We start from the raw sequence: 24,239 nt of genomic DNA, 5'->3' as shown, positions 1-24,239 counted from the left end.
GCTATTAGTCTGGATAACCTTGCGGATGGCGGGACTGCCAGTGCCAGGTGTCCTGCGCCATTTCGTCAAGGTTGCGCGTCACGCGCCAGTTCAGGTCACGGTCGGCTTTGGCGGCGTCAGCCCAGTAGGCCGGGAGATCGCCGTCGCGGCGCGGCGCGAAGTGATAATTAATCGGTTTGCCGCAGGCTTTGCTGAACGCGTTGACCACATCCAGCACGCTGCTGCCGACGCCGGCGCCAAGGTTGTAGATGTGTACGCCAGCTTTATTCGCCAGTTTTTCCATCGCGGCAACGTGGCCGTCGGCGAGGTCCATCACGTGGATGTAGTCACGAACGCCGGTACCGTCTTCGGTCGGGTAGTCGTTACCGAACACCGCCAGCGATTCGCGGCGGCCAACCGCCACCTGCGCGATGTACGGCATCAGGTTGTTCGGAATACCCTGCGGGTCTTCGCCCATATCGCCCGATGGATGCGCGCCGACCGGGTTGAAGTAGCGCAGTAACGCGATGCTCCAGTCCGGCTGGGCTTTTTGCAGGTCGGTGAGGATTTGCTCAACCATCAGCTTGCTTTTGCCATACGGGCTTTGTGGCGTGCCGGTTGGGAAGCTTTCAACGTAGGGGATCTTCGGCTGGTCGCCGTAAACGGTAGCAGAGGAGCTGAATATGAAGTTTTTCACGCCAGCAGCACGCATAGCTGAGACTAATTTAAGCGTACCGGTAACGTTATTGTCGTAATATTCCAGCGGCTTGGCGACGGATTCGCCGACGGCTTTCAGGCCGGCGAAATGGATCACCGCTTCGATGGCGTGATCGTGCAGAATTTCCGTCATCAGGGCTTCATTACGAATATCGCCTTCGACAAAGGTGGCTTTCTTGCCGCCGAGACGTTCAATGATCGGCAATACGCTGCGTTTACTGTTGCAGAGATTGTCGAGAATAATCACTTCATGTCCCTGCAGCAGTAGCTGTACACAAGTATGACTGCCAATGTAACCGCTACCACCTGTGACCAATACTTTCATGATTCGCTCCAATAGGCTTATCGTGTGAGAGGAAGATAGCATATCAAAGAAGGAAAAAGTGTGACACAGGCTAAATTAGTGGAATCGTTTACACTTGAAGGTGTGATAAGTCGGGATTGTTATTTTTTAATATTAAACAATCAGTTAATTTGATTTCTGGTTATTACTCTGAAAAATAGCAGGGGTCCGCAGACCCCTGTATAGCCTCATTCAGTCAGTGGGCCGACACGATAAGTGTAACCGTCTCCACTACGGACAAACTCCAGACGGTGGGTAATGCAGTCCGGAGCATCTTCGGCATGATGTGAAACAAACAGCAGTTGTGTAGTCCCTTCGCTAATGAGCACATCGATGAAACGGCGTACCAGCTGACGATTTAACGGATCCAATCCCTGTAAGGGTTCATCAAGGATCAGGAGGGTAGGGTGTTTGACCAGCGCGCGGACGATCAGCGCCAGCCGCTGTTGCCCCCATGACAGACTATGGAATGGGGCGTCGGCAGTGCGTTTGTCGATGCCGAGGATATCGAGCCAGCGTTGTACCAGCTTGTGCTGTTTATCAGACACCGCCTGATAAATGCCGATGGAGTCGAAGTAACCGGAAAGGATGACGTTACGCACGTTAGTGCTGACGCGATACTCCAGATGCAGGCTACTGCTGACGTAACCAATATGTTTTTTGATATCCCAGATGGTCTCGCCGCTACCGCGACGACGGCCAAATAGCGTCAGATCGTTGCTGTATCCCTGGGGATGATCGCCCGTCACCAGGCTCAGCAGCGTTGATTTACCCGCGCCGTTGGGGCCGACAATCTGCCAGTGCTCGCCGGAATTCACCGTCCAGCTCAACTGATTAATGATGGCTTTATCGTTGTACGACACCATGCCATCGTTAAGAACAATAAGCGGGGCGTTGTCCGCTAAATCGTGCCGTGCAGCGGGAGCGTCCGGCTCCGGGAGCGCCATGCCGTCAAGTTTTTCGCTGTGCGCCAATTGGGCGATCAGCGCCTGTTGCAGTAACGCCTGTTTCTCACCAGTTTCGCTGAGCGTACAGTCCGCCAGTACGCCGGCATACTCGACGAAATCCGGAATTTCATCGAAGCGGTTGAGTACCAGTACCAGGGTGATCCCGGCGAGGTGCAGATTGGCTAACAGATCGGCTAACTGCTGGCGCGAGGCGACATCCAACCCATCAAAGGGTTCATCAAGGATAAGCAGGTCGGGCTCGCTCATCAGCGCCTGACAGAGCAGCGTTTTACGCGTTTCACCGGTCGATAGATACTTAAAGCGCCGCGTCAGCAGGTGACTGATGCCAAACTGTTCCGCCAGTTGGGCGCAACGCGCAGGATCCCGCTTTTCATCCTCGATGATTTCCGCGGTGGTGCGGCCGGTATCTTCTTCGCCGGGGCTGAGGAGATCGGTGTTATTACGCTGCCACTCGTCGCTGACCAGTTTCTGCAGCTGTTCGAAGGAGAGGCGGGTGATGCGCGGAAATCCGCTTTCGCGCTGTCCGCTCAGTAGCGTCAGTTCGCCAGCCAGGGCTCTGGCCAGCGCCGATTTTCCGCTGCCGTTGCTGCCGACAAACGCCCAGCTTTCGCCGGCGCGGAGGATGAGGTGCTCGATTTTTAAGGTTTTAGTGTCGCTAAGACGAAACGTGCCTTGCGAAATTTGCAATGATGACATTGTGTATCCCATTTTTTGCAGCGATGTGCTTCAGGGATACGTCTTCGCGGCGGTAATGTCAATGCCGTTAGCACAAGGTCGCGAGAATGATGTGGTCGGCATTAAAGTATGCGATCGCCTCGGCGCCCTCTTGCAACCCGTCGATGTGCACCAGCGGCAGCGTGGCACACAGGTTCTGGCCATCTGGCAGCGCCATTAATACTTCGCACTGCTCCGGGCCGCGTTCGATATGGCTGATACGTCCGTTGAGTTGGTTATCGGCCTGTTGTGCGACGACGCTATCCTGGGTGATACCGACCCATGGCGCTTTCAGCAGCACCAGCACTTCCTGACCTTCTACAAGTCCGAGCCGATCGGCGCTCTGTGCGGTAATGGCGACTTTAAAGCGGGTTTGACCGTCGGCCAGCAGAACCTCAACGTGCTGTTGCACCTGCTGGTGGTCGCGGCCGGTAATGGTGCCGAACCACTGGTTTCGGGCGCTGGTTTGCAGTGAGAAGCGGGAGATCGCGGCCAGCAGGCTGTCGAGAGGGAGAGCGTCATCGTCACTTAACACGTCGAACGCTTTTTGCTGAATTTGCGCCAACAGATCGTACAGTTGAATTAAGCGTTGGCCGTAGCGGGTCAGTATCGCGCCGCCGCCGCCTTTGCCGCCGGTGGCGCGATCGACCAGCGATTGTTCGCTGAGCTGGTTCATTTCGTTAATCGCATCCCATGCGCTTTTATAGCTGATGCCCGCGTTTTTCGCTCCCTGGCTGATGGAGCCGGTTTGATCAATCTGTTTCAGCAGGGCGATACGGCGAGGATCGGCGAACAGGCGCTGCTGCAGCTTAAGAGTAAGAAGAATTTCGGCCTGCATAATCAATTCCTGACGAAAAAAGAGTATTGTGAACGATAGCGCCCATCTTGCAACAGGCATCTGCCGCTGTCGTCATAAGGCACCGCACAAATGGGGCGTGTTTTTCCGGCTGAAATGGTTACAATGAAGTATTCGTACTATCTGGAGCAAACCATGTTAGAGCTGTTGAAAAGTCTGGTATTTGCTGTCGTCATGGTACCTGTGGTGATGGCTATCATCATGGGCCTGATTTACGGTCTTGGCGAAGTGTTTAACATTTTCTCTGGCGTCGGCCATAAAGACAACAGCCAGCAAAATCACTGATTCTCCAACGCCCGGTTAGCCGGGCGTTTTCTTTCCTCTTTTAAGTTGATCTTCATCCAGTTACCACCAAATCGCTCTGGGAAATCCTTACTGTTGTCGTTATATTGTCTGTTACATAACGCACTCACAGGAGTTTCAGATGGCACGTCAATGGTTACGTTTTCTGGCCGGAGCGACTTTAACGCTCTCCGTTACTGGTCATGCGCTGGCGCAGGACGGCAAAATCACTGTCTTCGCGGCAGCGTCGTTAACCAACGCAATGCAGGATATTGCGAAAGAGTACAAAAAAGAGAAGAACGTCGACGTTGTCTCTTCCTTTGCCTCATCTTCCACACTGGCGCGGCAGATAGAAGCTGGCGCGCCAGCCGATCTGTTTATCTCCGCGGACCAGAAATGGATGGACTACGCGGTAGAGAAAAAATCAATTGATACGACCTCTCGCGCCACCCTGCTGGGTAATAGCCTGGTGGTGGTCGCGCCGAAAGCCAGCGCTCAGGGCGATATCACCATTAATAATAAAACCGACTGGACCAGCCTGCTGAAAGGCGGCCGTCTGGCGGTAGGCGACCCGGAACACGTGCCGGCAGGTATCTATGCTAAAGAAGCGCTGCAGAAACTGGGCGCCTGGGAAACGCTGTCGCCGAAGCTGGCGCCGGCTGAAGATGTTCGCGGCGCGTTGGCGCTGGTGGAGCGCAACGAAGCACCGTTGGGTATCGTCTATGGCTCTGATGCCGTCGCCAGCAAGGGCGTAAAAGTGGTCGGTACTTTCCCGGAAGATTCGCATAAGAAAGTCGAGTATCCGCTGGCTATCGTTGATGGGCACAAAAATGCTACAGTATCAGCGTTTTATGACTATCTGAAGGGCCCTGAGGCCTCGGTTATCTTTAAACGTTACGGATTTACAACGCACGAATGATTTTGAGCGATCCCGAATGGCAGGCGGTACTGCTGAGCCTGAAAGTGTCATCCCTGGCGGTGGTTTGTAGCTTACCTTTTGGGATCTTTTTTGCCTGGCTGCTGGTGCGCCGCCATTTTCCCGGTAAAGCGTTACTCGACAGTATTATCCACCTGCCATTGGTATTGCCGCCGGTGGTAGTGGGGTATCTCCTGTTGATTTCGATGGGCCGACGCGGTTTTATCGGCAGTTGGTTATACGATTGGTTTGGTATCACCTTCGCCTTCAGCTGGCGTGGGGCAGTGCTGGCGGCGGCGGTGATGTCATTCCCCCTGATGGTGCGGGCGATTCGCCTTGCGCTCGAAGGGGTAGACGTTAAGCTCGAGCAGGCGGCGCGCACGCTGGGCGCTAACCGCTGGCGGGTGTTTTTCACCATTACGCTGCCGCTGACCCTGCCGGGCATTATTGTGGGTACGGTGCTGGCTTTCGCCCGTTCGTTGGGTGAGTTCGGCGCCACCATTACCTTTGTATCGAATATTCCAGGCGAAACCCGAACCATCCCTTCAGCTATGTATACCCTGATTCAAACCCCCGGCAGTGAAGGCGCCGCCGCGCGGTTGTGCATCATTTCCATTATTCTGGCGCTGATATCGCTGCTGGTCTCCGAATGGCTGGCGCGCCTTAGCCGTAAGCGGATGGGGAAATAATCATGCTGGAACTTGATTTTAGCCAGACGTTGGGCAACCACTGTCTGGACGTTCATGAAATGCTGCCCGCCAGTGGTATTACTGCCGTCTTTGGCGTCTCAGGTGCAGGAAAAACCTCGCTTATCAACGCCATCAGCGGGCTGACTCAGCCACAGCAGGGGAGAATCGTGCTCAATGGCCGGGTGCTCAATGACGCGCAGCAGCGGATCTGTCTGGCGCCGGAGAAGCGGCGTATCGGCTATGTGTTCCAGGATGCGCGTCTGTTCCCGCACTATAAAGTGCGCGGTAACCTGAAGTACGGCATGGCCAAAAGTATGGTCGATCAGTTTGATAAGCTGGTGGCGCTACTGGGGATTGAGCATCTGCTTGACCGTCTGCCCGGTGGTTTATCCGGCGGCGAAAAGCAGCGGGTGGCAATTGGCCGCGCTTTACTGACCGCGCCGGAATTGCTGCTGCTGGATGAACCACTGGCCTCACTGGATATTCCGCGCAAGCGTGAGTTGTTGCCTTACCTACAGCGGTTGGCGCGCGAGATCCATATCCCGATGCTGTACGTCAGCCACTCGCTGGATGAAATTCAGCACCTTGCTGATAACGTTCTGGTGCTGGAAGACGGTAAGGTGAAGGCGTTTGGCGATCTGGAAAGCGTCTGGAGCAGCAGCGTGATGCATCCGTGGCTGCCACAGGAGCAGCAGAGCACTATTCTTAACGTTTCGGTGATAGCGCAGCATCCGCAGTACGCGATGACCGCACTGGCGCTGGGTGATCAGCAGTTGTGGGTTAATCAACTGGCGCGGGCGCCGGGTGAGCCTGCACGTATTCGTATTCAGGCTTCGGATGTGTCACTGGTGCTGGAACACCCGCGACAGACCAGTATTCGTAATATCCTGCGTGCGCAGGTTGTCGAGTGTCTGGAAACCAACGGGCAGATTGAGGTACAGCTAACGGTCAGCGGACGCAAGCTTTGGGCGCGCATCAGCCCGTGGGCGCGGGATGACCTGGGCGTGGTCCCAGGTCAGTGGCTGTATGCGCAAATCAAGAGCGTATCAATCGCCGCCTGATTACAGCAGATGACGGTGGATGAAGTCGGCGATGCTGGTGGTTTCGTTTTCGCCGATTACCACGTTAGCCCGCGCTTTCACTTCCTCAACCGCGTTACCCATCGCCACGCCGGTTCCGGCTGCTTCCAGCATGCTGAGATCGTTATAGTTATCGCCGAAGGCGACGACGTCCTGCATCGATAGCCCTTGCGAGGCGACCCACTGGGCCAGGCGTTTACCTTTGCTATTGCCCGCGCGGGCGATATCCACCTGATCGTGCCACGACCATTCGCACTCCAGACCTAGCGTCTGGCCGACGTGCTGCGCGAACGCCTGCAGTTTAGGTATGTTTTCATCGGTGAGGGCGAATTTCCACACCGCGTTCACTTCACGTGCCGCCTGCGCCAGTGAATCCACTTGGGTGAAGACCGGGCGTTGTTCAACCGGCAGCGACTGCGCCCATTGGGTGGTACGGATCACGTGACCCGTCGGGTGTTCGTAGAGCATGGCGTTATCGACGTACATCAGGGCGTGAACGTCGTGTTCAGCGAGCATGTCCGTCAGGCTAAGCGCTTTATCAACGGCCATGGGATCGGCTTCAAGAACCTTTTTTGCCTGATAATCATACAAATAGGTGCCATTACAACAAATTGCAGGTGTATCGAGAGCCAGTGCCTGATAAAAAGGATGGATAGCGACGTGATGTCGGCCGGTTACGACGATCACCTGATATCCAGCCTCCCGGGCGCGCGCCAGCGCATCGAGTGAAGCCGGAAGAATCGTTTTTTTCGAGGTAAGCAGGGTGCCGTCTAAATCCAGGGCAATCACGCGTGAGGTCATGTGTTGTGTCCGGTTAATGGTGAAAAGTTATCTACCCTGATGGTACACGGCTTGGTGTCAGGGGCAAATTTTTCAGCATCTACCGTCAAAAGCGTCTATACCCGTCATACTTCAAGCTGCAGATGCGTTGGCTGCGTGCGTTCACCCCAGTCACATAGTTATCTATGCTCCTGGGGATTAATGAGGGACATCCTTGTCCCTCACCGAAGGCCAGCCTTTGGCTGGTCAAATTCGTTCCTGACGAATTTGTCGCGCCCTTGCCGCCTTTCTGCAACTTGAATTATTTAGGGTATGTACCATTCATCGAACACACCATACGGCAGATGAATGTATAACAATTTCCACGAGCAGTGAGGAAGGAGTAGTCATGAAACAAACCGTTTATACCGCTAGCCCGGAGAGTCATCAGATTCACGTCTGGAGCCTGAATGCAGAAGGCAACCTGACGCTGGTCCAGGTTGTTGATGCCCCGGGTCAGGTGCAACCGATGGTGGTAAGCCCGAATAAAGAGTATCTCTATGTCGGCGTTCGCCCGGAGTTTCGCGTACTGGCTTACCGCATTGCGCCAGATAACGGCGCACTGACCTTCGCTGGCGAGGCCGCACTGCCGGGCAGCCCGACGCATATCTCCACTGACCATCAGGGCCGTTTTGTTTTCAGCGCTTCTTATAATCAGGGCTGCGTGAGTGTTACGCCGCTGATTGATGGCCTGCCGGGCGAAACGGTGACGGTGGTCGAAGGACTGGAAGGCTGTCACTCGGCGAATATCTCGCCGGACAACCGTACCCTGTGGGTGCCGGCGCTGAAGCAGGACCGCATTTGCCTGTTTACCCTCAGCGACGACGGCTACCTGGCGGCGGAAGAACCCGCGGAAGTGACGACCGTTGAAGGCGCGGGCCCGCGGCATATGGTGTTCCATCCAAATCAGCAGTACGGTTACTGTGTTAACGAGCTGAATAGCTCTGTTGATGTGTGGGAACTCAACGATCCGCACGGTAAAATTGAATGTGTGCAGACGCTGGATATGATGCCGTCGGATTTCACCGGCGTGCGCTGGGCGGCGGATATCCATCTCACCCCGGATGGTCGTCATTTGTATGCCTGCGATCGTACCGCCAGCATTATCACCATCTTTAGCGTCTCTGAAGACGGCAGTGTGCTGTCTATCGAGGACTATCAGCCGACCGAAGCGCAACCGCGAGGTTTTAACCTCGACCACAGCGGTAAGTATCTGATTGCCGCAGGGCAGAAATCGCATCATATCGCGGTGTATGAAATCCAGGGCGAACAAGGGTTGTTAAAAGAGAAAGGGCGTTATGCCGTTGGTCAGGGCCCGATGTGGGTGGTGGTTAACGCGCATTAATTGCGCCCCGACGGAAAGTTGAACCCTCGGTTTTAAACCTCGCGCATGCGAGGTTTTTTTTCAGCTCAGGGCGGTTTGCAGCGCCAACGCCGTGCTGTGCAACTCGTTTACCGGCATGCGGCCAATCAAGACAAACTGGTAGCCACGTCGGCGCCACCAGTTAAGGTTCATCCCCTGACGCTGCTCGTTTTGCGGCGGCGAGGCGTTTTGCCGGGCGGCAGGCGATACACAAAGCGCTATCGGGCCGTAGCCGGTATGCAGCCAGACAATTTGTGTAATCGAGGTGCTTTCGTAGCGCAGCATGCGAACCATCTTCAGCTCCGCTCCCGGCAGCGCAAGCTGTTGCCGATCCAACCGCAGGCCAATGTCCTGCGCCGAACGCCATAAACCGCGGTCCAGCATCTCCGCTGAACTTTCCACGTCCGCCAGCGTTTCCGCGCTATACAGCGACATGTACTGCGCTTCAAGGCGGCGCATGTTCTCGTCATCGTCCCCTTCCCGCGGCGTCGGCCGCCAGAAGTATCCCGCGCCGCTGCCGATAACCAACAGGCTGAGCGATGCGGCAATCAGCGAACGACGGCTGACGCGCGCGTCCTCCCGCGGCTGGCTGGCGGAACCGGTGAGCGACGGCGCCAGTTTCGCCTGCATGCGCGCCATCGGCGCTTCATCCAGCAGGGCAGAGAAGGCGTGTCGATACGGCTGCTGGCTGCGCATCAGCGCGGCGACGCGGCTGGCGAGTTGCGGATCGCGCGTAAAAGTTTCGCTAAACTGGCGGGCATCCTCTTCGCACATTTCGCCGTCAAGCCAGGCGATAATGGCTTCGTCTTGCCAGGGGGGGGAAAAGCGGAGTGGGGTCATGAGCGTTTCTCCTGCGCCGGGGGTGAAAACGACTGCGCGTTGGCCAGCGTCTCTCGCGCCGCCGCCAGCCGGCTCATAATGGTGCCGACGGGGACGGACAGCGTCGCGGCCGCTTCCTGATAGCTAAATCCTTCGACATAGACCAGAAATACGGCATTACGCTGCGCTTCGGGAAGGTGATTAACCTGCTGCATAATTTGTCGATAGCGCCGCTGCGTGTCGTCCTGCTCACGGGGATCGGGAGCAATCAGTTCTTCGCATTCAACAACACCCTGGCCGAGGCGAACGTGGCGAGCGCGCAGTTCTGAAACCCAGATCGAATGCAGAATGGAGAATAACCACCTGTCGAGGCGAGTGTCTGGAGTAAACTGCGCGCTCTTTTCGAGCGCGCGAAGGCAGGTGGCCTGCACCAGTTCCTCGGCGATGTCGCGGCTGTGCGATAAGATGAGGCCGTAGCGCCACAAACGAGGAAGATGGGCGGCAAGTTGGCTATGAACGACACTGGTTGCGATGTTCTTCTCCTCATCTATACCCGTCATACTCAGGATTCAGGATGGCCGTTTATCGCAGACTGCAAATCCCGGTATTCTTCGCAGCTTTGGCCACAAATACCGGCGATCGCCGCCAGCTGCTGTTTGGCCAGATCCGGGCGTCCTTTGACCATCCACGCCTCGCCAAGATATTCGCGGGCTTTGGCATAGTCAGGCTTCAGCGCCAGCGCGCGTTGATAATAACCAATCCCTTCATCGGTACGTCCCAGTTTGCGGGTGGCGTAGCCGCGATAGTTCCAGGCCTCCGGCGTATTGGCGTTTTGCAGCGTATCCAGTAGGTTCAGCGCTGCCTGATACTCGCCTTTTTTCGCCAGATGCCAGGCATAGTTGGTTTTATCCTGATCGCTAAGGCTGCTGGTTTTTTGCGGGACGCATTTTTGACTCACGCTGTCGTAAGCCTGGCCGCTGGGACAATCCGGCGTTTGCTTGCTCGGGCTGTTATCGCCCATGGCAAAAACCGCTGGGGTATATAACAAAAATAGCAGTGCCGGGACGACTAAGCGCCGTACGGGAGAAAATTGCGCGTTCATGGTGGCCTCCTGGTGTGCGAAATACGCGATAGGCCAGCAATCGCTGCGGGCGGGTTATCGCGTTGTCGGTACTGAGGAGTAAACGCGCCAGCGGGGGATTTATTCGCCGGTGATGATACTTTTTTGCATGACGATATTCCGGCCAACGTCGCCTGGGGGATGACAATTTAGCAAAAGGTTCCGACGCGAGAAGCTGTACACAGCAACACAGTCGTCGACAGGATGCTTACCTCCGCGTCGGAAGATAAATATACAGAATAATACGTTGATATTTGTATGCTTATTGAACAGGCAGGTAAAGGCGCTGACACATTTAGTCTTATCTTCCGGGAAATAATTGCGGATATTTCCGGTTATTCGCGAGCGTCGGTGCTACGCTTTTTACTACCTTTGACGGCGGAATTCCTTCTATCTTACGTGGTCTTGCTGTATCCATAGTCTATGGAGGTGAGCAGTGCGCGTTAAAAATATAACACTCTTGCTAGCCTTAACCACGATGGCTCATGCTGATGAGATTAACCTGTACTCGATAAATACAGGTTCCTATGTTTACCATCTGACCCATAACCATGGCCAGTATACGGAAAATTTCGATAATAAGTTTTTCTCGGTCGAGCGTAAATTCTCCGAGGATTCGAAATACAGTGTTCTGGTCGGCACCATGAATAATAGCTTTAGCGACCGCTGCTTAGCGCTGGGCGTGCGTCGGGACTGGATCAAAAACGACCGCGGTTGGACATTTAAGGGCGTGTATGGTTATACCGGCGAGTTTTTCTTTGATTCCTTTAAGCATTGCGGCGACCACGGCTCTTATAAAGATTTTAAAGACGCTACCGGAATAGGTTTCTCTCCCTATATTTATCACGCGATTCAGTACAACTTTACCGATTACTTCGGCATCGAATCGGGAATTATCCTCCCCAGCGTTTTTGTTATCAGTATCCAGTGGAGTTTTCGCTAGGGAGGTTAATACCTTAAATGGTAATGACTTTCTTTGATATTCGATTAGATAGCGCCAGCAGTGAAATGGCGACGGAAAGCAAAAACGTTAAGGCGATGACGCCCAGTTTGGTTGCCAACGAGTTGATAGGGATCAGTAAAATAAGCAGATGGAATACCGAATAGTGCAGGATGTAGACCCCAGTCATCGCTTTGCTGATCGTCGCCAGGATAGTCTCTTTGATCTCTTTATGCTTATTGAACTGCACGCCGTTGGCGGCAATCACCAGTAAGACAATCAGAATATAGATTTGCGAACCGGTTAGCAGGAAGGCATTTCTGTCGACTTTAAAGATCGCGAAGAGGAAATGACGCTCATAGAACCAGGTGAAGATATAAACAAACGGCAGCAATATGATCGCGGCGTTAATCACCTTTCGTTGGCTTAGCCACTGGGATAATTGACGGTCGTTAAACAACTGTCCGGTTAAATAAAACAGTAACCAGGTCCAGAGTCGATACTGCGGCGGGAGGCTGAGCAGGTGTTTGTTGGGATAGATCGCCGCCAGCAGATCGTAACTATAAGAACATAGCAATAGTGTGAAAACTATTGCATAGAATACGCGTGGTCGTTGGCTGAGCCATTCAATAACGGGATGAAAGGTGTAAATAACAATCAACGCGAAGACGAACCACGGTTGGATCAGATAGCCGCGCTGGTAGGGTTCCCAGATATAATAGATTGACACCCAGAACAGAAATACGATCACCACGCTTTTGATTTTACCAATCTGCCATTTTTCATCGTGCCGCGTTTGCGAATCAAGATAACCGGCTACGACAAAGAACAGTGGGGTAGCAATGGTCGAGATAAATGTCAGAAAGCCGAGGACCCAGTGGTAGTCGTAATCATAGTTATCCCACGTATTGTAGATGGTGAAAAAGGTCACCGCGGTCATACATCCCAGTGTTTTAATGACATTCAATCCAGTACTATTCATTATTGTCGCTCATTATTGTTGTCCCTTCTCCTTGCGGTGAAAGCAGGCATATAACACCGGCAGAACCAGTAATGTCAGCGCCGTCGCAAAGCCAAGACCAAACATAATCACCACCGCCATACTCTGGAAGAAGACGTCACGCAACAGCGGCGCGAGACCCAATACCGTGGTGAAGGCCGTCAGCAATATGGGGCGTAAGCGCGATGTTGCTGCATAAATAATGGCGGCGTACTGATCCTTGTCCTTTTTTTGTTGTTCAATTTCTTCTACCAGCACAATACCGTTGCGAATCAGCATACCGCTGAGGCTCAGCAGGCCGATCAGCGCCATAAAGCCAAAGGGAATACCGGTGAGCAAGAAACCCGGCGTTACCCCAATCAGCGCCAGCGGCACCGTTAACCAAATGGCGATGGCGTTTTTGAGCGAACTGAACATTAATACGGTAATGACAAACATCACCAGGAAGCCTAGCGGCAGGGTAGTGAACAGCCCCTGTTGCGCCTCACTCGAGTTTTCCGCATCGCCGCCCCATTCAATGCTGTAGCCGTGCGGCAGGGGTAGGGCATCGATTTTGGGTTTGACCCGGGCGAGAATATCGCCGGAGGTCTGGTTGCTTAACGGATCCGGGTCGGTCTGCACGGTAAGTACCCGGCTGCGGTCGCGGCGCAGAATTAGCGGGTCCTCCCACTCCAGCGTGAATTGGCTGACCACATTACTGAGCGGGATATACTGCTGCCGGCTTTGGCTCCAGACCAACACGTTATTAAGATGGTTGGCATCCTGGCGCTCGGCCGGCGGCGGGCGTACCACTACCGGCAACAGGTCGGCGCCTTCACGATACAGGCCCACGCGACTACCAGAAAAATTCATCTCCAGGGCATTATCAATATCCTGTTTATCCACGCCGAGTTCCCGGCCGATGATTGGCGAATACTGCGGGCGGATCACCTTGCTGCGGTTCTGCCAGTCGGTGCGAACGCTATCGGTCGCGGGGTCCTGCGCCAGGATGTCGCGCGTCTCGCTGGCGATAAACCGCAGCTTATCAGGATCGGGCCCCTTGATACGTACTTCAATCGCGCTATCGCCTGAAGGGCCAAACATGACGCGCTTACTGCTGGCGTTGACCTGGGGATAGTTGCGCGCAATCCAGGCGTCAATATGGCGCGTCAGGGGGGCGATGCTGTGCTGATCGTCCATACGCACCATAATCTGCGCATAGTTGCTGTACTGGCGCTGGCCGCTGTAGGTCAGAATAAAGCGCATGCTCCCCTGGCCAATGGTGGCGATGGTGGTCACGACGCCGGGTTGGCCCTTAATCGTTTGCTCAATATCGCTGGCCATTTTTTCCGTCGCCGCAATATCCGTTCCGTAGGGCAACCAGAGGTCGACGAAGAAAATAGGCGTGTTTGAGGAGGGGAAAAAGTTTTGCCTGACGGAACCGAATCCCCAAATTGACCCGGCGAGGAGCGCGGCCAACACCACCAGCGTCACGCTTTTGTGCAGCAGCAGGGTATGCAATATCCTCTGATACCAGCGATAGAAGGCTCCGCCGTAGGGATCGGTGTTTGCGTTTGGCTCCGTGGCCGCAGCGTCGCCTTTAAATAACCACCATTTTATTAATACCGGCGTAATGGTCAGTGCGGAAAACCAGCTGAGCATCAGCGAAATCAACAGCACCTGAAACAGAGATTTGCAGTATTCCCCAGTCGAATCCTGCGACAAGCCAATTGGCGCGAAAGCGAGAATGGCAATGACCGTCGCGCCGAGCAGCGGTAGCGCGGAACGGCGGATCACATAGTTGATGGCGCCCAGCAACGGCGAACCTTGCTGACGCGAAATGAGCACGCCTTCGACAATAACAATCGCATTATCGACCAGCATACTCAGCGCGATGATTAACGCGCCGAGCGAGATCCGTTGTAGCTCGATCCCCCAGAGATACATGATAAGCAGGGTACCGAGCACATTCAGCGCCAGCGAGAAGGCGATGATGATCCCGCTTCGCACACCCATGAAAATCAGCAACACGCCGACCACGATCGCCAGCGCCATCAGGAAGTTACTGATAAAGCCATTGACCGAATGCGCGACCTCCGCCGCCTGATCGTAAAACAGGTCAATCTTAATACCGGCGGGTTTATCCGCCGACATTTGCTGGAGTTTTGCCTCCAGCGCGCGGCCAACGTCAATGACGTTCACGCCGGGAATAAAGGAGACGCCCATTGTGATGGCCTGGCGACCATTGGCGTGATAAATGCTGGCTGGCGATTCGTTCAGCCCGCGTGACAGCGTCGCGATATCGCGCAGTCGCGTGGCGGCGCTGGCGCCGTGGGGACTTATCAGCAGATCGCCCAATTCATCGATATTCTCAAATTCACCGGTAGGATGAAGGCGGATCGATTCGCTGCCGGAGCGGATATCCCCGGCGTTGGAGACCACGTTGAGGCGGCTGAGGAGTGTCGCGAGCTGATTGAGCGTAATCCCACGAGCGGCCATTTTAGGCAATGAGATATCGATATTGATCTGCTGCGGAATGGCGCCGCCGATCGCGACTTTGCCGACGCCCGGCACCAGAATCAGTTCCCGGCGTAATTGCTCGGCATAGCGCACTAATTCCGGGTTAGTAAAGCTGTCGCCGGATACGGCGAAGAAGAAGCCGAAAACATCGCCAAAATCATCATTAACAAATGGCGCCGCCACTCCCGGCGGGAAAAGCCGACTGGCGTCGCCGACCCGTCGCCGCAGTTCATCCCAAATTTGCGGTAGTTCGCTGGAATGGTAATGCGAGGCGATATTCACCGTGATCTGCGATAAACCATTCGAGGAGATAGAACTGACGTTATCAAGGTACGGCAGTTGCTGTAGGGCGTTTTCCAGCGGTAACGTCACTTCCTCCTCAACCTGTTGAGCGGAAGCGCCGGGGTATTGCGTAATAATGACGGCGGTTTTGATGGTAAACGCCGGGTCTTCGAGACGGCCAATATTCAGCAGCGCGAAGATCCCCCCGACGCCCAGCAGCAAAATAGCCAGCCAGACGCGGGTGGGGTTATTGATGAACTGGCGGGATATATCCATTACAAACCTCGTTCACGCGTCCAGATTCGCACCGGCTGTTGGGCATGCAGTTCATTGACGCCCGCGGCGACTACGCGTTCGCCCGCACTCAGCCCCTGTGTAATCACCACCCCCTGGGCGGTGACCTGACCGACGCTGACTTTGCGATCCTCAAGGTGTAGTTGGTTGTTTTCACCTTTTACCACCCACACATGAGGTTCATTGCGTGGATGGTTGTCGGGATTGAACACGGCTTCGACCGGCACCACCAGCGTTTCGCGCCCGAGGCTGGCGGGGAGCTCTGCCAAATTGATGGTCACGGTTCCGCTCACGCCGCCTACCGAAGGGAAACCTTCCGGGCGCGGCATGGTTAAAATCACCTGCCAGGTGAGGGTATTGTTATCGCTGCTGCCGGTATGTTCTTTGTATTGCGCGCTAAACTGGCGATCCGGCATGGCGTTAATTTTCACGATCGGGCGGTATTGCGTATTACGTATATCAAGAGTGGTAAACAGATTTTCCGGCACGCTGAAGACCACATCGAGCAGATCGGTTCGCGTCAGGGTGATCACCGGCTGGCCTGCGGCGACGACCTGATGATTACGGATCGCCACGCCAGCGGCAATACCGCTAAAGGGAGCGACCAGCGTCATCTGCGACAGTTCTTCGCGGGCGATTTTCAACGCCGCGTTGGCGGCGTCGCGGTTGGCGCGTTGAACATCCATTTCCGCCTGTGAAATGGCCTGGCGTCCGGCCAGGGTCTGGAAGCGGTCGAATTGCCGCTGGGCGAGCGTTGCCGCAGTCTGCCGCTCATTAACCCGCTGCTGGGCTTCCCGCGAGTTCAACCGCGCCAGCGTCTGGCCTTCGTGAATCGCGGCGCCCTGGCGAATATCCAGCGATTCTACCTGGCCGCCGCGCTTAAAGGATAATTCCGTGGAGTCCCCGGACTCAATGCGCGCAGGGAATATACGCTGCTGCGCATTGCCGATGGCGACGACCTCCGCCACTTTGACCATCCGTGGCGCCGCCTCAACTTGCGGCGTTTTCTGATCGCAGGCGCTGATGGTCAAAATAAGTACGGGAATGAGAGAAAAATAACGGTTCACTGTATTCCCCTCAACGCTAAAAGGTTCTTTGTTTTATCCATTGATGGCAGCATCCGAATTTAATTGCCGAGAGTCGACACCACCATATAAGTGATTAGGCCGACGACAGTACAGGCGACAATGGCCAGTACGACAAACAAACCCAAACGTGTCAGACTATAGCCGAACATGGTTTCCTCCCTTGGCGCCGCAGGCGAGGTGAGTCGATTATTTGCCACTGATTTAGCGGGTAATTACGCAATAGGTTATCGGTATCAGCTAAAGCATAGCCGTAGAAAACCTGAAGTGTTAAATATCGATAATGGCAGCGTCCAGATGATTAGCGATACGTAGTGATGTAACGTATTGTTAAAGCAGTAACTAACGATATTTATCAATATATTAATACGTAACTTAATAATGTTAATTATCCTGTGCTACGTTTAAATACATTCATTCCGCTATCCCCTTAAGTTGTTGAGATTGTATTCCTGCCCCGCCTGAGGGGGTATCAATTACTTCGTATTGTATTGGTAATAAAAGGATTCTTTCTATGTATAAAAATATTCTGGTGCCGGTTGATGTATTTGACGTAGGGCTGGCTGATAAAGCGCTATCTCATGCTAAGTTTCTTGCCCAGCACTCCGCGGGTAAAATTCATTTAGTACATGTTATTCCTGCTTTTTCTCCGGTATTAACCCGGGGATTTATCTCCGACGCGCGTAAGATGGAAGAGCATCTTATTCATACGGCAAAGGAAAAGCTGGCTGAACTCAGTCAAAAAAATTCGCTTTTACCTGATCACGTCCAGCCTCATGTTCGCAGCGGGAATATTCGCGACCAGGTGATATCGCTGGCGGATGAACTCCAGGCGGATGTGATCATTATTGGCTCGCGTAATCCTGGCATCCAGACGCATTTGCTGGGCTCGGAAGCCGCCAGCATCGTTCGCTATGCCCACGTGCCGGTTTTTGTGGTTCGTTAACGGCGGCTGACAGTCGCCTTGATTTCCCCTACAGGAGTCGAGGAAAAATCTATGAATGCAGACAAACCGGGCGGCCCGTTCTATCAGCTTTCCGTTGATGAAACCTTCACGAGTATTCATAGCTCGCCCGAAGGTATAAGCAACGCGGACGCCGTTTCGCGCCTGCAGCAATATGGCGAAAACGCCCTGCCGCAAAAGCCGGGTAAACCCGCCTGGCTGCGTTTCCTGGCGCATTTTAATGACGTACTGATTTACGTTTTGCTGGCTGCCGCATTGTTAACCGCGGTGATGGGGCACTGGGTGGACACGCTGGTGATCCTCGGTGTGGCGGTGGTCAACGCCCTGATCGGCCATATTCAGGAAAGCAATGCGGAAAAATCGCTACAGAGCATTCGCAATATGCTCTCCAGCGAGGCGGTGGTGATCCGACAGGGCGGACATGAAACGATCCCAACGACCAAACTGGTGCCGGGCGATATTGTGGTGATCCGCGCAGGCGATCGTATTCCTGCCGATCTGCGCGTCATTGAAGCGCATAACCTGCGTGTAGAGGAGGCCATCCTTACCGGCGAATCGACGGTCGTGGAGAAAACAACCGATGCCCTCAGCGGCGAATTGCCGCTCGGCGACCGCAGCAACCTGCTGTTTTCCGGCACCACGGTGAGCTCAGGCGGCGGTAAAGGCGCGGTGGTGGCCACCGGCGGCGATACCGAGCTCGGGCATATTAACCAGATGATGGCGGACATTGAAAAACACCGGACGCCGCTGTTGGTGCAAATGGATAAACTGGGCAAAGCCATTTTCATCATTATCCTGATCATGATGGCCGCGCTGTTCGTCTTCAGCGTGATGTTCCGCGACATGCCGGTCTCGGAATTGATGCTGTCGCTGATCAGCCTGGCGGTGGCCTCGGTACCGGAAGGGTTACCGGCGATCATCTCGATCATTCTCTCGCTGGGTGTGCAGACGATGGCGCGCCAGCAGGCGATTATTCGTAAACTGCCGACCGTTGAGACCTTAGGGGCGATGACGGTGATCTGCTCGGATAAAACCGGCACCCTGACGATGAACGAGATGACGGTGAAGGCGGTGATCACCGCCGATGATGTCTACCGGGTAGAAGGGGATAGCTACGAGCCGAAGGGCAATATCCACTCCGTTAACGACCCGGCGCCAGTTTCGGTAGCGACAGGTTCGCTGCTGGAACGCTATTTACGCACTATCGATCTCTGTAATGACAGCCAGCTCATCAAAGATGAAAGCGGGTTGTGGAAAATCACCGGCGGGCCGACTGAAGGGGCGTTGAAAGTGCTGGCGGCCAAGGTGACGCTGGCGCCGCTCACCAGCGAACTGCGCAGCAAAATCCCCTTTGATTCGCAGTATAAATACATGTCGACGCTCTATCGACTGGGCGATGAAGAGGTGATTTTACTCACCGGCGCGCCGGACGTCTTGTTCCGCCTGTGCCAGCATCAGCAAACGGAAAATGGCCTGCAGCCGCTCGATCAGCCCTACTGGGAAAGCAAGATTGAGGAGTATGCGCGGGAAGGGCTGCGGATGGTGGCGGCGGCGTGGAAACCAGCAGCGCCGGGGCAGAGTGAGTTGACCCATCAGGATCTGCAGCAGGGGATTATCCTACTGGGCGTAGCCGGGATGATGGATCCGCCGCGCCCGGAAGCGATTACCGCCATTGGCGATTGTCTGCAGGCGGGGATCCGCGTCAAAATGATCACCGGCGATCACCCGCAAACGGCGATGAGTATTGGTAAAATGCTGGGGATCGGCAATACCGGTAATGCGATTACTGGCCGCGAGTTGGAAGTCATGGATGATCGCCAGCTCAGCGAGGCCGCGCAGCAATACGATATTTTCGCCCGTACCAGCCCGGAAGATAAATTCCGTCTGGTGCAAGCGTTGCAGAGTCGCAAAGAGGTGGTCGGTATGACCGGCGACGGCGTCAACGACGCGCCGGCGCTGAAACAGGCCGATGTCGGTATCGCCATGGGAATTAAGGGCACCGAGGTGACGAAAGAAGCCGCCGATATGGTGCTGACGGACGACAACTTCGCTACTATCGCCAGCGCCGTCAGGGAAGGGCGTCGGGTGTACGATAACCTGAAAAAAACCATCCTCTTTATCATGCCGACGAACCTGGCGCAGGGGCTGCTGATCATCATTGCGCTGCTGGCCGGTAACTTGATCCCGCTGACGCCGGTGCTGATTCTATGGATGAACATGGCGACTTCCGCCACGCTGTCGTTTGGTCTGGCATTTGAAGCCGGTGAACAAAATATTATGAAACGGCCGCCGCGCGACCCGAAACTGCACGTGATGGATGGCTTTGCTATCTGGCGCGTCATCTTTGTCGGTTCGATGATTGCCATCAGCGCGTTTGTGCTGGAAGCCTGGCTGCAGCCGCGAGGCTATTCCCCGGAGTTTATTCGTACCGTGCTGCTGCAAACGCTGGTTACGGCGCAATGGTTTTATATGCTGAACTGCCGTATCTCGGATGGCTTTTCGCTGAGTAAGGGCCTGTTGGCGAATAAAGGCATTTGGATTGTGAGCGGCGTATTGCTGGTTTTACAACTGCTGATTATCTATGCGCCGTTTATGCAGATGCTGTTCGGCACCACCGGACTGCCGTTCCGCTATTGGGTCATCACCTTCATTATCGGGTTTATCATGTTCCTGATTGTGGAAGTTGAAAAACCGCTTACCCGCAGATGGCGTACTTCCTGAGGTAACACGCAGGGGGAGGCTTCCCCCTGCGTCCATCACTTACTGCTTCGGTACGGCAACGACAGCGCTGCCCACGCCGCGGTTGTTATATTCCCACATGCGGTTGAAGCCGTTGTCGTTGAGGTTGCGCTGCGGGTTGCCTTTGGCATCTTCCGCACCGACGTTGCCGTTGAAAGCGCGGTTGGAACCGACCGCCGCCGCCCACGGTTGGGCTATGTTGAAGCCTTCATTGATGGCGCTATCGCGGATCACCACCTGACCGTTGCTGTTGCCGTCGACATCCAGCGCACGGCCCAATTGGGCGACGTTATCACCGGAGGCGGTGAAGCGGCTGTTGGTCGCCAGGAAGCCGTAGGTCATGCTTTTCAGCGTTGCTGGCGCGAAAACGTAGCCTTCTTTCTGTGTACGTGAGTTCACGATACGGAAATCGGTATTATCAAATACCACCGCGCCGCGGCCGGAAACGATGTCCACATCGCCTTCAATATAGCTATTGGTCACCAGCGTGCGGGGCTGGCGGTTGTCCTGCAGACGGTTCTGCACGCCGCTATTGGTGACGAAGAAGGTATTCTGGCGGCCAAGAATATTGACCTTGTTGATCTGGACCTGGTCGCCATCGCTGCGCAGCGCGACGGCCTGGTGGGTACCGGCATCAACGCTATCGCCGAGGTTGTTGGCGATAGTCAGGTTCTGCAGCTGCAGGCCGTTATTCTGCGACCAGAAGACCGCGGAACACATCACGCCCACGGTGGCGGCGGATTTGCTCTGGCAGCTATCGAACATATACCACGCCGGTTTGCCCGGCATATATTTACCGGCTGGATTGACCAGATGACGCCAGCTATTGCGGTCCATTTCGGAATCAATCGCTTCGCTGATTTTTACGTCGATAGGCTTATCGCCGGTACCGTAAATGGTCAGCGCGCCTGGCGCGGCAGGGACATATACGGTACCCGCATACTCGCCTGGCATGATGGCGATGAACTGACGACGGGCGGAGTGACGGGCTATCGCCGCATCGACCGCGGCCTGAATGGTGGTGTGGGTCACGCCCTGCGTACCGGCCGGGCCGACGATGAAGTCAGGCTGCGCCGGTAGGCTGATAGCGGACGGCGTCCAGGCGGCGGCATTCGGCGTCAGCGACTGGAAATACGCCGCCGGGGTAAAGTTTTTCGCTTCATCGGCGCTGAGAATCGGACGCGCGGTGGTGCCCGGCGCGGTCTGCGTTGAGGGTCTTTGATCGGCAGGCGTTGAGCTACAGGCGGACAGCGTCACGCCGAAGGCCAGCGCCAGCGTCAGGCGGGAAACGGAATATGTGTTCATGTTGCTCCGGGCAAAAATCATGCGAAGTTACATACCCTCTGTCGGTGCCAGGGTATAAGTCCTTTAAAACCTGCTGTTTTATACTAACTTGAGCGAAACGGGAAGACGCCAGTTCAAAAACTTCACTTCTTTACGCAACGTGATACGTCGCCGGGGCGTCTTCAGTCACAAAAAAATAACATTTACCCGTGCTTTTATTGACATTACCGACGTTATGAAAATAAATGTCTATACAACCCATGACAAGTTGAACGCTATGACCGAAGCCACCTCTGAACTCGTTATCTGGCGAAACGCGCGTCTCGCCACCCTGAACCCTGATTATTCCCAGCCGTACGGCATGCTGGAGCGCCACGCGCTGCTGGTGCGCGACGGCCGCATTGTCGCGATCGTCGCTGATGATGAGACCCCTGCCGGGCGCAGCATCGACCTCGAAGGGCGACTGCTGACGCCGGGACTGATTGATTGCCACACCCATCTTATCTTCGGCGGCAGCCGGGCACAGGAGTGGGAGCAGCGGCTGAATGGCGTGTCGTATCAGACCATCAGCGCCAACGGCGGCGGGATTAACTCCACCGTGCGCGCCACGCGCGAAAGCAGCGAAGCCGAACTGTTAACTCTCGCGCAGCCGCGTCTGGCTCGCTTGCTACGAGAAGGGGTGACAACGCTGGAGATTAAATCCGGCTACGGTCTCGATCTGCAAAACGAACGTAAGATGCTGCGGGTAGCCCGCCAGTTGGCTGACGAAAATGTGGTAGAAGTTGCCGCCACGCTGCTTTCCGCTCACGCCACGCCACCGGAATACAAAGGTGATGCCGACGGCTATATCTCGCTGGTGTGCGAGACGATACTGCCGACGCTGTGGCAGGAGGGGCTGTTTGAAAGCGTTGATGTCTTCTGTGAAAACGTCGGCTTCAGTCCGCAACAAACCGAGCGCGTATTCCAGGCCGCGCAGGCGCTCGGTATTCCGGTAAAAGGTCATGTTGAGCAGCTATCGTCGCTGGGCGGCGCTCAGCTGGTGAGCCGCTATCACGGACTCTCCGCCGACCATATCGAATATCTGACGGAAGAGGGCGTGTCGGCGATGAGCCAAAGCGGTACTGTGGCGGCGCTGCTGCCCGGCGCGTTCTACTTCCTTAATGAAACCCGTAAACCGCCGGTGGAACTGCTGCGCAAGTATCAGGTACCGATGGCGGTGGCGACCGATTTCAACCCGGGCACCAGCCCCTTTGCCAGCCTGCATTTGGCGATGAACATGGCCTGCGTCAAATTTGGCTTAACGCCGGAAGAGGCCTGGGCCGGGGTGACTCGCCATGCCGCGCGGGCGCTGGGGCGTCAGGATAGCCATGGCCAGCTGGCGGCGGGCTTTGTCGCTAACTTTGCCATCTGGGATGCCGAGCATCCGGTCGAGATGGTGTATGAACCAGGGCGTACTCCGCTCTGGCATCGCGTCGTTCGAGGAGAAATGCAATGAAGCTGTGGCAAGCCACTCCCGCCAGCCTTTGGCAAGGGCGCGACGATAGCGCGGAAGCGCCAAATGCGCTGCGTTTGTTTCAGACCATCGCCCGCGCGGAACGCTTCGCGCCGCAGGAGATGCCCGGCGATATCGCGTTGCTGGGGTTCGCCTGCGATGAGGGAGTAAGGCGCAATAAAGGGCGTACCGGTGCCGGGCTCGGCCCGGAAACGCTGCGCCGGGCTTTGGCGAATATGGCCAGCCATCAGGGGCACGATCGCTGTGTAGACATGGGAACGATTAGCGTCGAAGGCGAGCAGTTGGAAGCCGCGCATCAGGCGTTGCGCGAGGCGGTCGCCGCCTGCCAGCGCGCCGGCAAACGCACGCTGGTGTTGGGCGGCGGCCACGAGACGGCTTTCGGTCACGGCGCCGGGGTGCTCGATGCGTTCCCGGGCGAAAAAGTCGGCATTATCAATCTCGACGCGCATCTCGATCTCCGTTTTGCCGAATGCGCCAGTTCCGGAACGCCGTTCCGCCAGTTGGCGCTGGAGTGCGATGCGCAGCAGCGTGGTTTTCACTATACCTGTATTGGCGTCAGCCGGACGGCCAACACCCAGGCGCTGTGGGACGAAGCGGCACGACGCGAGGTGGCTATCGTGGAGGATCTGGAGGTGCTGGAAGCCTTCGAAACCCGCGTGCTGGCGGAGCTTCAGCGCAATATCGCGCAATTCGATCGCCTGTACCTGACTATCGATCTCGACGTGCTGCCAGCGCGCGAAATGCCGGCGGTTTCCGCTCCGGCGGCGCTGGGCGTTCCGCTGGCGACGCTGTTACGCATCGTCGAACCATTGTGCCGCAGCGGTAAGTTGCAGGCGGTGGATTTGGTCGAATTCAATCCGCAATTTGATATTGATGGTCAGGGCGCCCGCGCGGCGGCCCGCCTGGCATGGCAAATCGCCCATTGGTGGCGCTAGCGATCCGGGGTATTATTTTCGTTTCGCCGCTCCGCTCATT

Annotated in this window: 21 protein-coding genes; 10 read left to right on the top strand and 11 right to left on the bottom strand. The window is 55.6% G+C overall.

Annotation, left to right across the window (positions count from 1 at the left end; translation table 11 throughout):
• Positions 1 to 4: 4 nt before the first annotated feature.
• The 3 genes from galE to modE all read right to left on the bottom strand — a co-directional run bounded on the left by galE (position 5) and on the right by modE (position 3,559).
• Positions 5 to 1,021 (bottom strand): UDP-glucose 4-epimerase GalE, encoded by a 1,017-nt coding sequence (galE, locus tag PYR66_16245; protein WEF26858.1) that lies wholly within the window; start codon positions 1,019 to 1,021, stop codon positions 5 to 7.
• Between the two features lie 206 nt (positions 1,022 to 1,227).
• On the bottom strand, positions 1,228 to 2,703 hold the full coding sequence (gene modF, locus PYR66_16240) for a molybdate ABC transporter ATP-binding protein ModF (GenBank protein ID WEF26857.1): 1,476 nt from the start codon (positions 2,701 to 2,703) through the stop codon (positions 1,228 to 1,230).
• Between the two features lie 67 nt (positions 2,704 to 2,770).
• Positions 2,771 to 3,559 carry a molybdenum-dependent transcriptional regulator gene (gene modE, locus PYR66_16235; GenBank protein ID WEF26856.1) on the bottom strand — a complete coding sequence of 263 codons (789 nt, stop codon included), beginning with the start codon at positions 3,557 to 3,559 and terminating at the stop codon, positions 2,771 to 2,773.
• A gap of 153 nt (positions 3,560 to 3,712) precedes the next feature.
• On the opposite strand from modE, the gene PYR66_16230 reads away from it, so the two are divergent.
• The 4 genes from PYR66_16230 to modC all read left to right on the top strand — a co-directional run bounded on the left by PYR66_16230 (position 3,713) and on the right by modC (position 6,525).
• On the top strand, positions 3,713 to 3,862 hold the full coding sequence (locus PYR66_16230) for an AcrZ family multidrug efflux pump-associated protein (protein ID WEF26855.1): 150 nt from the start codon (positions 3,713 to 3,715) through the stop codon (positions 3,860 to 3,862).
• Positions 3,863 to 4,001: 139 nt separating this feature from the next.
• Positions 4,002 to 4,778, top strand: coding sequence for a molybdate ABC transporter substrate-binding protein (modA, locus tag PYR66_16225; protein ID WEF26854.1), 777 nt, complete (start codon positions 4,002 to 4,004; stop codon positions 4,776 to 4,778).
• On the top strand, positions 4,775 to 5,464 hold the full coding sequence (gene modB, locus PYR66_16220; GenBank protein ID WEF26853.1) for a molybdate ABC transporter permease subunit: 690 nt from the start codon (positions 4,775 to 4,777) through the stop codon (positions 5,462 to 5,464). Before modA ends, modB begins: the two co-directional genes overlap by 4 nt.
• Positions 5,465 to 5,466: 2 nt before the next feature.
• Entirely contained in the window at positions 5,467 to 6,525 is a 1,059-nt protein-coding gene (gene modC / locus PYR66_16215) for a molybdenum ABC transporter ATP-binding protein ModC (GenBank protein ID WEF26852.1), read from the top strand.
• Here the strand turns inward: modC and PYR66_16210 are convergent, their stop codons facing one another.
• Positions 6,526 to 7,344 (bottom strand): pyridoxal phosphatase, encoded by an 819-nt coding sequence (locus PYR66_16210; GenBank protein WEF26851.1) that lies wholly within the window; start codon positions 7,342 to 7,344, stop codon positions 6,526 to 6,528.
• A 367-nt stretch (positions 7,345 to 7,711) separates the two neighbouring features.
• On the opposite strand from PYR66_16210, the gene pgl reads away from it, so the two are divergent.
• A complete protein-coding gene (gene pgl / locus PYR66_16205) occupies positions 7,712 to 8,707 on the top strand; it encodes a 6-phosphogluconolactonase (protein WEF26850.1) in 996 nt (331 codons plus the stop codon).
• Positions 8,708 to 8,767: 60 nt separating this feature from the next.
• On the opposite strand, the gene PYR66_16200 is transcribed toward pgl, so the two are convergent.
• Genes PYR66_16200 through PYR66_16190 form a run of 3 tightly spaced genes read right to left on the bottom strand, consistent with a single transcriptional unit; the run spans position 8,768 to position 10,646 of the window.
• On the bottom strand, positions 8,768 to 9,565 hold the full coding sequence (locus PYR66_16200) for a hypothetical protein (GenBank protein WEF26849.1): 798 nt from the start codon (positions 9,563 to 9,565) through the stop codon (positions 8,768 to 8,770).
• Positions 9,562 to 10,104, bottom strand: a complete 543-nt coding sequence (locus PYR66_16195; protein ID WEF26848.1) for an RNA polymerase sigma factor — start codon at positions 10,102 to 10,104, stop codon at positions 9,562 to 9,564. The genes PYR66_16200 and PYR66_16195 overlap by 4 nt, the downstream gene beginning before the upstream one ends.
• Before the next feature lie 2 nt (positions 10,105 to 10,106).
• Entirely contained in the window at positions 10,107 to 10,646 is a 540-nt protein-coding gene (locus PYR66_16190) for a tetratricopeptide repeat protein (protein WEF26847.1), read from the bottom strand.
• 454 nt (positions 10,647 to 11,100) lie between these two features.
• Between PYR66_16190 and PYR66_16185 the strand changes: the two genes are divergently transcribed.
• Positions 11,101 to 11,607: a hypothetical protein gene (locus PYR66_16185; protein ID WEF26846.1), complete on the top strand. Its 507-nt coding sequence runs from the start codon at positions 11,101 to 11,103 to the stop codon at positions 11,605 to 11,607.
• 13 nt (positions 11,608 to 11,620) lie between these two features.
• Here PYR66_16185 and PYR66_16180 read toward each other — a convergent pair whose 3' ends face one another.
• Genes PYR66_16180 through PYR66_16170 form a run of 3 tightly spaced genes read right to left on the bottom strand, consistent with a single transcriptional unit; the run spans position 11,621 to position 16,746 of the window.
• Complete coding sequence (locus PYR66_16180) at positions 11,621 to 12,544, bottom strand: acyltransferase family protein (GenBank protein WEF30476.1); 924 nt, start codon at positions 12,542 to 12,544, stop codon at positions 11,621 to 11,623.
• A 54-nt stretch (positions 12,545 to 12,598) separates the two neighbouring features.
• The gene (locus PYR66_16175; GenBank protein ID WEF26845.1) at positions 12,599 to 15,661 is read right to left on the bottom strand and encodes an efflux RND transporter permease subunit; all 3,063 of its coding nucleotides are present in this window, start codon (positions 15,659 to 15,661) and stop codon (positions 12,599 to 12,601) included.
• Positions 15,661 to 16,746, bottom strand: coding sequence for an efflux RND transporter periplasmic adaptor subunit (locus PYR66_16170; protein ID WEF26844.1), 1,086 nt, complete (start codon positions 16,744 to 16,746; stop codon positions 15,661 to 15,663). Before PYR66_16170 ends, PYR66_16175 begins: the two co-directional genes overlap by 1 nt.
• 532 nt (positions 16,747 to 17,278) lie before the next feature.
• Between PYR66_16170 and PYR66_16165 the strand changes: the two genes are divergently transcribed.
• Entirely contained in the window at positions 17,279 to 17,710 is a 432-nt protein-coding gene (locus PYR66_16165; GenBank protein ID WEF26843.1) for a universal stress protein, read from the top strand.
• Positions 17,711 to 17,761: 51 nt separating this feature from the next.
• Positions 17,762 to 20,449 (top strand): cation-transporting P-type ATPase, encoded by a 2,688-nt coding sequence (locus PYR66_16160; protein ID WEF26842.1) that lies wholly within the window; start codon positions 17,762 to 17,764, stop codon positions 20,447 to 20,449.
• A 39-nt stretch (positions 20,450 to 20,488) separates the two neighbouring features.
• Here PYR66_16160 and PYR66_16155 read toward each other — a convergent pair whose 3' ends face one another.
• Entirely contained in the window at positions 20,489 to 21,772 is a 1,284-nt protein-coding gene (locus PYR66_16155) for a putative acyl-CoA thioester hydrolase (protein ID WEF26841.1), read from the bottom strand.
• A gap of 214 nt (positions 21,773 to 21,986) precedes the next feature.
• Here PYR66_16155 and hutI point away from each other — a divergent pair, with 214 nt between their 5' ends.
• Positions 21,987 to 23,246 (top strand): imidazolonepropionase, encoded by a 1,260-nt coding sequence (gene hutI / locus PYR66_16150; GenBank protein WEF26840.1) that lies wholly within the window; start codon positions 21,987 to 21,989, stop codon positions 23,244 to 23,246.
• Positions 23,243 to 24,199: a formimidoylglutamase gene (gene hutG, locus PYR66_16145; protein WEF26839.1), complete on the top strand. Its 957-nt coding sequence runs from the start codon at positions 23,243 to 23,245 to the stop codon at positions 24,197 to 24,199. Before hutI ends, hutG begins: the two co-directional genes overlap by 4 nt.
• Positions 24,200 to 24,239: the final 40 nt, after the last annotated feature.

This window comes from Klebsiella aerogenes, assembly GCA_029027985.1.
GTDB lineage: Bacteria > Pseudomonadota > Gammaproteobacteria > Enterobacterales > Enterobacteriaceae > Klebsiella > Klebsiella aerogenes_A.
Note: the sequence above shows the minus strand (reverse complement) of the source record. Positions and strands in the feature narration are given on the sequence as shown.

Bases quoted from the DNA above. Each gene is read 5' to 3' on its own strand.
- galE (WEF26858.1), bottom strand. From the start codon at position 1,021: ATGAAAGTATTGGTCACAGGTGGTAGCGGTTACATTGGCAGTCATACT.
- modF (WEF26857.1), bottom strand. From the start codon at position 2,703: ATGTCATCATTGCAAATTTCGCAAGGCACGTTTCGTCTTAGCGACACT.
- modE (WEF26856.1), bottom strand. From the start codon at position 3,559: ATGCAGGCCGAAATTCTTCTTACTCTTAAGCTGCAGCAGCGCCTGTTC.
- PYR66_16230 (WEF26855.1), top strand. From the start codon at position 3,713: ATGTTAGAGCTGTTGAAAAGTCTGGTATTTGCTGTCGTCATGGTACCT.
- modA (WEF26854.1), top strand. From the start codon at position 4,002: ATGGCACGTCAATGGTTACGTTTTCTGGCCGGAGCGACTTTAACGCTC.
- modB (WEF26853.1), top strand. From the start codon at position 4,775: ATGATTTTGAGCGATCCCGAATGGCAGGCGGTACTGCTGAGCCTGAAA.
- modC (WEF26852.1), top strand. From the start codon at position 5,467: ATGCTGGAACTTGATTTTAGCCAGACGTTGGGCAACCACTGTCTGGAC.
- PYR66_16210 (WEF26851.1), bottom strand. From the start codon at position 7,344: ATGACCTCACGCGTGATTGCCCTGGATTTAGACGGCACCCTGCTTACC.
- pgl (WEF26850.1), top strand. From the start codon at position 7,712: ATGAAACAAACCGTTTATACCGCTAGCCCGGAGAGTCATCAGATTCAC.
- PYR66_16200 (WEF26849.1), bottom strand. From the start codon at position 9,565: ATGACCCCACTCCGCTTTTCCCCCCCCTGGCAAGACGAAGCCATTATC.
- PYR66_16195 (WEF26848.1), bottom strand. From the start codon at position 10,104: ATGACGGGTATAGATGAGGAGAAGAACATCGCAACCAGTGTCGTTCAT.
- PYR66_16190 (WEF26847.1), bottom strand. From the start codon at position 10,646: ATGAACGCGCAATTTTCTCCCGTACGGCGCTTAGTCGTCCCGGCACTG.
- PYR66_16180 (WEF30476.1), bottom strand. From the start codon at position 12,544: ATGACCGCGGTGACCTTTTTCACCATCTACAATACGTGGGATAACTAT.
- PYR66_16175 (WEF26845.1), bottom strand. From the start codon at position 15,661: ATGGATATATCCCGCCAGTTCATCAATAACCCCACCCGCGTCTGGCTG.
- PYR66_16165 (WEF26843.1), top strand. From the start codon at position 17,279: ATGTATAAAAATATTCTGGTGCCGGTTGATGTATTTGACGTAGGGCTG.
- PYR66_16160 (WEF26842.1), top strand. From the start codon at position 17,762: ATGAATGCAGACAAACCGGGCGGCCCGTTCTATCAGCTTTCCGTTGAT.
- PYR66_16155 (WEF26841.1), bottom strand. From the start codon at position 21,772: ATGAACACATATTCCGTTTCCCGCCTGACGCTGGCGCTGGCCTTCGGC.
- hutI (WEF26840.1), top strand. From the start codon at position 21,987: ATGAAAATAAATGTCTATACAACCCATGACAAGTTGAACGCTATGACC.
- hutG (WEF26839.1), top strand. From the start codon at position 23,243: ATGAAGCTGTGGCAAGCCACTCCCGCCAGCCTTTGGCAAGGGCGCGAC.